This window comes from Aureimonas sp. Leaf454 (assembly GCF_001424685.1).
In the GTDB taxonomy this organism is placed as follows: Bacteria; Pseudomonadota; Alphaproteobacteria; order Rhizobiales; family Rhizobiaceae; genus Plantimonas.
The window spans coordinates 45,853-57,170 of sequence record NZ_LMQT01000008.1 but is presented as its reverse complement, the minus strand read 5'-3'; the positions used below and the strand labels follow the sequence as shown (position 1 = coordinate 57,170).

Genomic DNA, 11,318 nt, shown 5'->3' with positions numbered 1-11,318 from the left:
AACGGGTCGTAGCCCGACGAGGCATCCACAAAGGACGACTTGCCGAAGCCGATGTCCGAATGCGCGTCGTACTTCCATTCCGAGCGGATGTCGGCCCAGCGCGTGCCGGCGCCCGTCTTCGAGATGCTCCGCGTGTTGAATTCTTCGTCGAAGGTCAGCTTGTAGCCGGTGAGGTCAATCATGTCGCCAGTTCTCGATGGCCGCGTGCCGGCCTGGAGCATCGTGCGGAACCGGGACGCAGGGGATGCCATCGAACGTTCGGACCAAGGCCCCGGGAGCCGTTACGGTCGTAGCGGAGCTACGGCCGCAGGCGAGCGCCGAGGGAACTGTGCCGAAAGCGCGAGGTGGACTGGGCCTCCGGTTTCCATGAGAAGGTCTAGCATCGATCGTGTTTCCAACGACTTACCGGTCGTCTTACAATTTTCGCGCATCGCATTGTTTCGGAACGGCGCTGCCGGCCGCCGGCCGGACCCCGGCAGGGGCGACCTCGAACGGCCAGCGCGGCAACGGTGCCGGGACGCGCCGATCGGACACGGCAAGGGCCGTCGGCCAAGCGGAGAGACTCTCGGCCTTCAGAACCGCGCGGGGATGTTCGGGAATGTCCCGGTGACGTCGAAGGTCCACTCCGCCCCGGCTTCGCCCGGCGGCGGAACGGCCTCCAGGACCTCGATCAGTCGGCCGAATAGATGCGGATGTAGTCGATCCACATATCGGTGTAGCGGGCCGGCGGCACCGTCACCGGCCAGCCTCCGCCCAGCGTGTTGTCGAACATCCAGAAGAACTTGTCAGCGGACGTCGATTTCGGGAGCCGGATCGTCTGCGTGACGACGCCATCGACATAGACGACCATGCTGGTCTCGTCGACGGCCGCTCCGTAGACGTGCCAGTCTGACGTCGCGTCGAAGTTCTTCTTGAAGCGCGGGCCGTCGACCTCGCCCGTCTTGCCGGCCGAGGTCCACTCGATCGCGCCGCTGCTGAGCGCGTATTTCCCGGGATCGGGCGTCTGGCAATAACCTTCCAGCGGGTCGATCTCGGTGCCCGGGTTCGACTTCATGCCTCTCTCGTTCGGACCCAGCTGAAAGGCCCACATCGAGGGCCACATGCCCTTGCCGAGCGGCAGGATGGCCCGCATCTCGACATAGCCCCGGCGAAACGCCGCCACGGGCGGGCGCCCATCGGCATGAGCGGTGCAGAGCATTCCGGAGCGCCACTTCCGTCCCCATCCCTGCGGGTCCTTGAAGTTCGGATCGTAGACGGCCCGGATGCGCAGGACGGACGGCATCGGTGTCTGGAACACCTCCGCGAGGTCGCCGTCCTTTGTCGTGAAATGCGCGTCCGATCCCCATTGCGATCCGTCCGGCCGCTCGCCGAAGGCCCACCGGCTGTCGTCCGGCATCGCATCGAAATCGTCGATGAGGATCGGCGTCATTCCCGCAGCCGGTGCGGGTACCGGCGGGTCGGCCCGGGTGACGCCGGGATTGTCAATCAGCAGCGTGAAATCGAGGTCGACCGACTTCTCAATCCAGTCGTCGTACCAGGCCATCACCCGGCAGTTCAGCGGACCCGAGCGCACGCTGCTGAGATCCATGGTGCAGGTCCAGCCGCCCTTGCCGTCCTGGACGCACGTTCCCCAAGGCGACACGCCGGGCACGGAGATCATGATGTTCTTGAACTCGCCGCTGGACGTGCCGGCGAAGACGAAGGCTGGTCCGGCCCGGACGATGGTGTCCGGATAGGCGACGCAGCCTTGCGCATCCACCGTCGCCGCGCCCGTCACGACCGGAGATGCGAGCGCGATGCTCCGATCGGATCCGGCACCGGCGGTCCTTGTGGAAAGGATGTTCGTTGCAGCCGCGGCAACGCCGGCACCCAGCAGCGATCGTCTGTCAATCTGCACGCAGTTCTCCATGTGGTTCGACGGCGACGGGACGGCATCGGCCATCCGGCGGGCCTCGCGGCGATGCCGACGCGTCGGTTTCAGCGCGTGTGATGGCAGGAGCGGCAGACGAAAATGTGACCTCCGCGGTGCAGCGCGGGACCGTCGCCCTGCCGGGGCAAACGGTGCGGATCTGCCGAAGTTGCGCGGCGCGCTTCTCGAAGCCGCGAAATCGAGGACGTCCGACGCGGCTGGCCTTGGAGCGCGAAGTCGGAGGCCGCTGGTCCGCGAGCCCTCGCGCCGACTGTATTCGCCCCACCCCGGCAGCTTCGGGCAAGCGGCGGGATGTATTGATCCCTGACTATTCTGACATCCCATTTTTCGCGTCGGGCTTTCCTTGCGATCGATGAGGGAACGTCGTGTCCTCAACTGTTGTCTCACGGAGTCCCAAGCGCAAATGCCTCCGCAAAATGCAGTTCGGGCGTCTGACCTGGTCGACACGATGGGGGTGGCGACCCACATCAACTACACCGACAGCCAGTATCGGAACATCGGCGCCGACATCGCCGCCTTGCGCTATCTCGGCATCGACCATGTTCGCGACGCCGCGCCGAACCCGTCCTTCGATCCGTTCGGACAGCGCCATCTCGTCGACGCCGCAAAGGCTGGGATCAAGTTCACGTTCGTCGTCCAGGGCAATGTCGATCCGAACACCGTCGTCGCCCGGCTGCATGATTTCGCCGCCGCGCATCCCGGCTCGATCTTCGCCATCGAGGGACCGAACGAGGTCAACAACTGGCCTGTCTCCTACCACGGACTGTCGGGCACGGCGGGCGCCCAGGCCTATCAGGCCGCCCTCTTCGCTGCCGTCAACGCCGATCCGCTCCTAAAGGCGATACCGGTCCTCGGCTTCACCGACCACCCATTCCATGCGTCGCAGTCGGACTGGAACAATCTCCACCCCTATCCCAAGAACGGCGACCAGCCCCGCGACACGATCGTCGCGGAAGCCCGGACCCAGGCGTCCATCGACCCCGGCAAAGGCTTCGCGATCACCGAGGGCGGCTACCACACCTCGCTGAAGGCCGACCGGAACGGCGGCTGGGAGGGTGTCGACGAGGCGACGCAGGCCAAGCTGACGCTGAACATGTACATGGACGCGGCGGAGCAGGGTTCGGAGATGACCAATCTCTACCAGCTTCTCGACGCCTACCAGGACCGAAAGGGCGGTGGCGATCAGGAAAGCCATTTCGGCATGTTCCGCCTCGACGGTTCCGCAAAGCCCGTCGCGACCGCGATCCACAACTTCACCACAATCCTCGGCGATACCGGCGGGACCGCGAGCGGGTTCGAGACGGGAACGCTGGACTATGTCGTCAGGGGGCTCCCGAGCTCCGGTCACACCTATCTGACCGAGAAGTCGGACTCCTCCTTCCAGATCATCGCCTGGAACGAGCCCGACATCTGGGATCAGGCCGCCAATCGACCCATCGCCGTCGCGGCGAGCCCGGTCACCATCGAGCTCGGCCGCAGCTTCGGAACTGTCCGGATCTTCGACCCGCTGCAGGGCACGGCGGCCATCCGCACGCTGCACGACGTCTCCAGCGTCGCCCTCGGTCTCACGGACCATCCGCTGATCGTCGAGGTCTCGGGCGCCGCGCCCGTCGAGCCGCCACCGACCGTTCCAGTCGTTCCGAAACCCGGCCCGACGGACGGAGAGACGCCGCCGCCATCCGCGACGATCGGCACGGGATCCGACACGCTCGTTCTCAAGATCAGCGGAGATGCCTACAGAGGCGACGCCCAGTTCTACATCGCCGTCGACGGACAGCGGATCGGCGACGTCCAGACCGCCCGCGCCTCCCATGCGGCGGGGAAATCGGACACGATCACGGTGAAGGGCGACTGGTCGCAGGGCGACCACAAGGTCAGCGTCCATTTCTCAACGACGTCTACGGCGGNCATGCGGCGGGGAAATCGGACACGATCACGGTGAAGGGCGACTGGTCGCAGGGCGACCACAAGGTCAGCGTCCATTTCCTCAACGACATCTACGGCGGAACCGCGAGCACCGACCGCAATCTCTATGTCGACGGCGCCACCTACAACGGCGTGGCCATCGCGGGCAGCCAGCTGGCGCTGAAGAGCGCGGGCGCCCAGGGCTTCACGCTCCGCGACCTCGGCCCGGCGGCTGAAGCGAACGCGCCGGCCGCGCCGGCCGGCACGACGATCGGCACGGGATCCGACACGCTCGTCCTCAAGGTCAGCGAGGACGCCTACAAGGGCGACGCCCAGTTCTACATCGCCGTCGACGGACAGCGGATCGGCGACGTCCAGACCGCCCGCGCCTCCCACGCCGCGGGAAAGTCGGACACGATCACGGTGAAGGGCGACTGGTCGCAGGGCGACCACAAGGTCAGCGTCCATTTCCTCAACGACGTCTACGGCGGCACCGCGAGCACCGACCGCAATCTCTATGTCGACGGCGCCACCTACAACGGCGTGGCCGTCGCGGGCAGCCAGCTGGCGCTGAAGAGCGCGGGCGCCCAGGGCTTCACGCTCCGCGACCTCGGCCCGGCGGCTGAAGCGGACGCGCCGGCCGCGCCGGCCGGCACGACGATCGGCACGGGATCCGACACGCTCGTCCTCAAGGTCAGCGAGGACGCCTACAGAGGCGACGCCCAGTTCTACATCGCCGTCGACGGACAGCGGATCGGCGATGTCCAGACCGCCCGCGCCTCCCATGCGGCGGGGAAATCGGACACGATCACGGTGAAGGGCGACTGGTCGCAGGGCGACCACAAGGTCAGCGTCCATTTCNGTCCAGACCGCCCGCGCCTCCCATGCGGCGGGGAAATCGGACACGATCACGGTGAAGGGCGACTGGTCGCAGGGCGACCACAAGGTCAGCGTCCATTTCCTCAACGACATCTACGGCGGCACCGCGAGCACCGACCGCAATCTCTATGTCGATGGCGCCACCTACAACGGCGCGGTCGTCGCGGGCGGCGACCTTTCGATGCACAACACCGGCATCTACACCTTCACGCTCCAAGACGTCGGACTCATCTGACCCGTTGCTTCTGGACCAGCGTCTGGCGGGACGCGACCGGCGGAAGCATTTTGCTCGTGACGGACGGATCGACGATTTGAAGAAGGCGCGTTAGGAGCGCATTCTAAACACCGAGCTCGATCCGCAACTCGTCGGCAAGGACCAGCGCCGGTGACGCCATCCGCGTGAAGATCCGCCACAAGGGTTCGTGCGCAACAAGGCGGCCTACATCGCGCTTGGCATCCTGCCGAACGAGGACAAGGAAATCCGGGGGATCTGGATCGAGCGAAGGGACGGCGCCGCGTTCTGGCTGCGCGCCATGAACGAACTGCAAAGCAGGGGTTGGCCAATATCCCGATCGCCGTCGTCGACGGGCTTCCCCGAAGCGATCGACGCCGTCTTCCCCGAGACGGTCGTGCAGACCCGCATCGTTCACCTGATCCGCCATTCGCTGGAGTTCGCGTCCAGGAAGGACCGCAAGCCCGTCGTCCGGCATTGCGGACCATCGACAGGCCAAAGACGCCGAAGCGGGAATGGCCGCGCTGGAGGCCTTCGATGCCGGATCTCCGGCACAAGAGTTCCTCGCGCCTGCTGCAGCATGTTCATCAGGCCGCCCGAACCGACGGTCGGCCCGAACAGATCAGGGACGGCGCGGCGGAGCCACGCACGAAACGAGGTTTGGAAGATCCTGAGACGGGGCCCCGGCATCAAGGCAGCCCGATAGAATTGCCCTTTGCTGCGTCCGCCAAAAGCACAGCCCTTACTGAGCAGCAGACGTCAGGGTGAGAGCCCCTTCCCGCGCGATGCTCCACCTGACCTGTCCCAACGGGCATGCGGGGGTCGGGCCTTCCGGCTTCGGAGCCGTCGCAGGTCTGGTTCAGCCGATGAGATTCGATGTGGGCAGGATCGTCACCGATTTTTGATCGCTCGCCGCAAGCTCTGCTTTGAAGAAAAACAAGCCTCTAGGCGGAGGCGTTAACCAACGGATCCAATCGCCCTTGCTGCGGCGCAACGAAATGGTTCTCACAGGGTTGAGGTGCACCATAAGGGAGACGTACCCCATGACCCGCATTCCATCGCCCCCCACTTACGTCTGGGGCTTTGTCCTTGGATCAGCGTTAATGATCGGCGTCAGGTATGTTCATTCGCTGATCGGACTCTAACAGCCGGCTCGACGTCAACGAAACCACGGCTGTACGCCGCCACAGGTCCGCCTTAGTTCATGGCCGAACGCGAGCGACCATTCGGGCTCCGCGATCGTCGCGCGTGGATCATCCATCCGCCTTTCAGCCAAAAACGCTCCACATCAGAAGAACGGATGTGGCTCCAACCACAGCTCCCACTGCCAGTTCCTTCAGCGAAGCCTGTCGTTCCGTGTAGCGCTGACGGTCGGCAATCAGCTGCAAAGCTGCCGACGCATGATGTTCTCTCGGCGTCATTCTCAAGCTCCTCCCGACCTCGAATCACGATGACCTACTTACATTGCCGCAATCTTACTTTTCGGTCTCGGGAAACCCATGACGGGCGTAGAGATTGTTAGTCTGGCGAGCGGGCGACCGCTGTCTTGCGCCGATCCAGAATGTGTGAAGATGACGAGGTCGTGGAAAGCCTTAGGCGGGAGCACGAGAATGCCCATCTCCGCACGTGATCTGACGCTGTCAGCCGACTGACAACTCAAGAAGCGACATCGCCAGATGGAAACGGCGCAACATCCTGCCGGTCGGGCGGCGCTTGCATTCGTCTATCCGCGTTGTCGCCGGTTCTGGCATGGTGCCGCTTGGCCGCGATGACGAGGGAGCAGGACGGCTCCGAGATGGCGACGCGACGACTTGAGACGTCAGGACGCGCCTAATTTCGGCGCAGATTGATCAACAGCGCAACGTCCGCCGTCGTTCACGCACCTGATGCTCGATACGGCCCATCACGATCTTCGTTGCGCGACGGCGCGGCTCCCTGGATTTCCCCTGCAAGTCGCGAATCTGTAATGCTTGTGAGCTTGATTGGCATGGCAAGCAATGCCAGCTAACTTTAGCTGCCTTGTAAAGCTTCTTCTTGTTCATCTTTCCTTCGGGACTAGCTCCGAGTGGCGTGATCCATTCACGCGGCCATCGGATGGGGACGGCATGATCGATGCGGAGCGGCACATCGCGGGATGGAATAGCCCTTCGTGGAGAGATCCGCGCAGGACTGTCGCCGGTGAAACCGACTCGAGACGCGACATCCAGACGCCGACGCTTCGCTGCGCCCGCACCGTCCGTTTCGCCTCGCGGTGTTTCGAGGGAGTGAGCCTTGATGCCATCTAAAGCCAGCCTGTCGATCCTCGTCGCCGGCGGTGCCGGATTTCTCGGCTCGCATCTCTGCGACCGCCTGCTCGAGGATGGCCACGACGTCGTCTGCCTCGACAATCTGCAGACCGGCGATCTGACGAACATCGCCGGCGCCCTCGCCTCTCCCCGCTTTCGCTTCGCACGGCACGACATCGTGGAGCCGGTGCCGCCCGAGATCGCCGAGCAGAGGTTCGACCGCATCTACAACCTCGCCTGTGCGGCCTCCCCCCGCAGTACCAGGTCCATCCCGAGCACACGATGATGACGAACGTCCTCGGTGTCTCCCATCTCCTGAAGCTCGCGGAACGCTGGGGTGCCCGGTTCCTCCTCACCTCGACCAGCGAGATCTACGGGGATCCCGAAGTGCACCCACAGCCCGAGACCTATCGGGGCAACGTCAATCCGATCGGACCGCGCGCCTGCTACGACGAGGGAAAACGCGCGGCGGAAACGCTGTCCTTCGACTTCGAGCGCTGCGGGCGCGGCGAGGTCCGCGTCGCGCGCATCTTCAACACCTACGGGCCGCGGCTGTCGGCGGCGGACGGACGCGTCGTGTCCAACCTGATCAGCCAGGCCTTGTCCGGCCGCGACATCACGATCTTCGGCGACGGCACGCAGACGCGGTCCTTCTGCTATGTCGACGACCTCGTCGCCGGTCTCGTCGCGCTGATGGAGCACGAGGGACCTCAGCCCGGCCCGATCAATCTCGGCAACCCGACCGAGCTTTCCGTCTCCCGGCTGGCGGCCGACATCGTGGCGATGACCGGATCACGGTCTGCCATCACGCATCATCCGCTTCCGACCGACGATCCCCGCCGCCGCAGGCCCGACATCACCAAGGCGCGGGAGGTTCTCGGCTGGCGTCCGCTGATCCCGCTCGAAACGGGTCTCGCTCGAACGATCGCATGGTTCGCCGATGCGGACGCGCCCCTGTCGCAGGGCAGCGCCCCCATGCCGGAACTCGCCTTGGCCGACGTCTGACGGCGGAACGACGCGGTGCTTGCGCGCCTCCCGGGTGGCGGCTGCGGAAACCTTGAACGGCCGACGCGAAGCCGCGGGCGGCCATCTCGAGCCGTGAGCGGAACAGAGCGTCGATCGCGACGTCAAAGAGGACCCTCCGGCGCGAGGGTCCGGGCGATCGTCGCGAGGATCAGCGCCGCGGAGGCGGCGCCGGGATCGACATGCCCAATGGCCCGTTCGCCGAGCCGCGAGGCGCGGCCCTTCGTGGCCAGCATCGCCTTCGTCGACTCCGCGCCTGCCGCCGCGGCCGCCGCCGCGGCGGCGAGGCAGGCCTCCAGCGGCTGGCCGGCGTCGCGCGCGGCCTCCGCGGCTTCGGCACCGGGCAGCCAGGCATCGACCATCGTCTTCTCGCCGCGCGTCGCCTTGCCCCGGTCCTGGATGCCCTTCGCCATCGCCCCGATCGTCTCGACCACGGCCTCTCGATCGAGGCTCGCCTTTCCCTTCACCGCCGCGCCGGCGCGCATGAAGGCGGTCGCGTAAAGCGGCCCGGAGGAAGCGCCGACGGCGTTGAGGAAGGATTTGGCCGCGATGTTGAAGACCGCGGTCGGCTCCGTCGCGGACGTGTCGAGCGCGGCCAGCGCCTCCGTCACGGCGGAGAAGCCGATGTTCATCGTCACGCCGTGATCGGCATCGCCGATCACACCGTCGAGTTCGCTGAGATGGCCCTTGTTCGCCTCGATCATCGCCCCGATCGCGTCGAACATCGCGATCAGATCCTTCGTGGTGACGTCGCTCATGCCCGTGCTCATATCGGTCGTCCTCAGCCGGCGCGGAACATGGCGCAGTCGCAGGGGTGGTCGAGAAGCTCGGTCAGCTCCGGATCGAGATGCACGAGCGTCACCGACATGCCCGCCATTTCGAGCGAGGTGCAATAGGCGCCGACCCAGGTCGCATGCACCTCGATGCCGCGCTTTTCCAGCCGCTGCCGGACGCGGCGGTTGACCACGTAAAGCTCCATCAGCGGCGTCGATCCGAGCGAATTGACGAGCACGGCGACCTTGCCGCCCTTCTCCACTGCCAGCTCGTCGAAGATGCGGTCGAGCATGGCGTCCGTCACCTCGTCCGCGGTTCCGAGCGGCTCGCGCGAGATGCCGGGCTCGCCATGGATGCCCATGCCGATCTCCATCTCGTTCTCGCCGATCTCGAAATTGTGCTTGAGGGTCTGCGGCAGCGAGCAGGGCGAGAGGGCGACGCCCACGGTGAAGGTCCGGCCGTTCGCCTTGCGGGCGATGCGCTCGACCTCGTCGATCGACATCATCCGGTCGGCGGCCGCGCCCGCCATCTTGAAGACGAAGAAATTGCCGGCGACGCCCCGTCGCCGATCCTGCTGGTCGCGCGGGGCGGAGGCGACGTCGTCGGTCGTCACGACGGTTCGGACCTCGATGTCCTCCATGCCCGCCATCTCGGCCGCCATGTCGAAGTTCATGACGTCGCCGGCGTAGTTTCCGTAGAGATAGAGGACGCCCGCCCCGCCGTCGACGGCCTTGGTGCATTCCAGGATCGGGTCCGGCGGCGGCGAGGCGAAGACGTTGCCGACCGCGCAGGCATCCGCGATGCCCCTGCCGACGAAGCCGAGGAAGGAGGGCTCGTGCCCCGAGCCGCCGCCGATCACGATGCCGACCTTGCCCGCGCGCGGCCCATTCACCGCGATCAGCGAGCGCGGGCTCGCGTCGAGCTGGCGCACATGGTTCGGATGCGCCTTGACGATGCCCTCCAGCATCTCCTCGATGATCGTCTTCGGATCGTTGATCAGCTTCTTGGTCTTCACGTAAGCCCCTCCCTGGACTTGTAGCTTGCGGTTGCCCCGCAAAGGGACGAGGGCCTCCGCGACGCCCTCCGCTGCGAGGATGCCGTGCCCTGTCGCGGCATCCGTGATGAGAATACTGGCATAGCGCCCCCGCAGCACGGACAGGATGGCCGGCACCTTGTCCGACCCGCCGGCGACCGCGATGCGCATGGGGATCTTGCGAAGTTCGGCAAGGGTCAGGCCGATCGTGCGCTCGTCGAGCGGGCCGTCGATCGGCCGGCCCCGATCGTCGATCAGCCGGCCCGCGACGACCGCCGTCGCGCGGCCCGCGGCCGGCCCCGCGATATCCTCGCGCGTGACGAGGGCACTCTCGTAGATCAGGCTGTCCGGCCGCGTCGAACAGATGCCGAAGAGCACCTTGTCGACACCCCGCGCGAGCGCGAACTGATCGGCGACGATGTCCTCCGCGATCAGGATGTCCCGGACGGCGCGGCTGGACACGACGGCGGGCGCGGTGATGTTGATGGAGCGCGCGCCGAAGGCCTGGGCGAGACGCGAGACGCAGAGTTCGGGCGAGAAGTCGAAGGTCGCGGTCAGCCCGCCCGTCATCTGGACGACCGAAACGTCCCGGATGCGCGCGGGCGCCATCGCGCGGGCGACCGCCATCACCGTGCGCCCCCAGGCGACGCCGATCGAATCGCCCGGCTTGACCAGGCCGCGCAGCACGCGCGCGCCCGCGACACCGAGCCGCTCGACAACCGGGGGGCCGGATTCGGCCGCCGGCACGATGATGCACTCGTCCAACCGGAAGTGCTGCTTCAGCGCCTGCGCGATCGCGAATTCCGCCAGCCGGGCCGGCTCCATCGTCAAGGACACGATGCCTCGGCTGCGCGCTTCCGCGAGATAGTTGTTCACCGTGGCGCGGGACACGCCCATCACCGAGGCGATGTCGTTCTGGGTCATGCCGTCCTCGGCATAGAGCCAGCCGGCCCAGAGAAGCGGATCGTCCCGGAAGTGCAACGGAATCTGCTCGCTCGCGCGCTCGGAGGACGGCTCCGAGGGCGCCGGGGAATCCGGGTCGAGCGCCTTCGCCGCCTTGGTCCTGGCGGTGCGGGTCCGCGTGAAGGCGGAGCCGCCTTCGGCGCCGAATCGGGGGGTTGAACGAACGCTACGAGCCATCTTGACTTTTGTTGTATCCGATTTGAATAATGTCGCCAACCAATATTCGCGGTCCCGATTTCCAGCAAAAATTCGCCTGGTATCGGGGGGAGGCCGTGAAGCCAGAGCTTCGTCAAG

6 protein-coding genes and 4 pseudogenes are annotated in these 11,318 nt (G+C 66.0%); 4 read left to right on the top strand and 6 right to left on the bottom strand.

The window, feature by feature from the left end; translation table 11 throughout:
- Both ASG43_RS08125 and ASG43_RS08120 read right to left on the bottom strand, forming a co-directional pair.
- Positions 1–182, bottom strand: a pseudogene (locus ASG43_RS08125) (1,3-beta-glucanase); the annotation flags it as partial.
- 488 nt (positions 183–670) lie between these two features.
- Positions 671–1,897, bottom strand: a complete 1,227-nt coding sequence (locus tag ASG43_RS08120) for a glycoside hydrolase family 16 protein (protein ID WP_162244692.1) — start codon at positions 1,895–1,897, stop codon at positions 671–673.
- Between the two features lie 1,971 nt (positions 1,898–3,868).
- Between ASG43_RS08120 and ASG43_RS23505 the strand changes: the two are divergent.
- From ASG43_RS23505 to ASG43_RS22110, 3 genes and pseudogenes are all read left to right on the top strand, one after another.
- Positions 3,869–4,696: pseudogene (locus ASG43_RS23505) on the top strand (carbohydrate-binding domain-containing protein); the annotation flags it as partial.
- A gap of 1 nt (position 4,697) precedes the next feature.
- Positions 4,698–4,949 (top strand): carbohydrate-binding domain-containing protein (locus tag ASG43_RS23500; RefSeq protein ID WP_280137200.1); only part of this gene is annotated, 252 nt, incomplete at its 5' end.
- A gap of 4 nt (positions 4,950–4,953) precedes the next feature.
- A pseudogene (locus tag ASG43_RS22110) lies at positions 4,954–5,515 on the top strand (transposase); the annotation flags it as partial.
- A gap of 290 nt (positions 5,516–5,805) precedes the next feature.
- On the opposite strand, the gene ASG43_RS22650 reads toward ASG43_RS22110, so the two are convergent.
- Positions 5,806–5,991: a hypothetical protein gene (locus ASG43_RS22650; protein ID WP_156386585.1), complete on the bottom strand. Its 186-nt coding sequence runs from the start codon at positions 5,989–5,991 to the stop codon at positions 5,806–5,808.
- Positions 5,992–6,214: 223 nt separating this feature from the next.
- Entirely contained in the window at positions 6,215–6,367 is a 153-nt protein-coding gene (locus ASG43_RS22645; protein ID WP_156386584.1) for a hypothetical protein, read from the bottom strand.
- An 853-nt stretch (positions 6,368–7,220) separates the two neighbouring features.
- Here ASG43_RS22645 and ASG43_RS08100 point away from each other — a divergent pair.
- Positions 7,221–8,236: pseudogene (locus ASG43_RS08100) on the top strand (UDP-glucuronic acid decarboxylase family protein).
- A 122-nt stretch (positions 8,237–8,358) separates the two neighbouring features.
- Here ASG43_RS08100 and dhaL read toward each other — a convergent pair.
- Positions 8,359–9,012 (bottom strand): dihydroxyacetone kinase subunit DhaL, encoded by a 654-nt coding sequence (gene dhaL, locus ASG43_RS08095; protein WP_056502925.1) that lies wholly within the window; start codon positions 9,010–9,012, stop codon positions 8,359–8,361.
- Between the two features lie 23 nt (positions 9,013–9,035).
- Complete coding sequence (locus tag ASG43_RS22105) at positions 9,036–11,201, bottom strand: bifunctional sugar-binding transcriptional regulator/dihydroxyacetone kinase subunit DhaK (protein ID WP_082490747.1); 2,166 nt, start codon at positions 11,199–11,201, stop codon at positions 9,036–9,038.
- Positions 11,202–11,318: the final 117 nt, after the last annotated feature.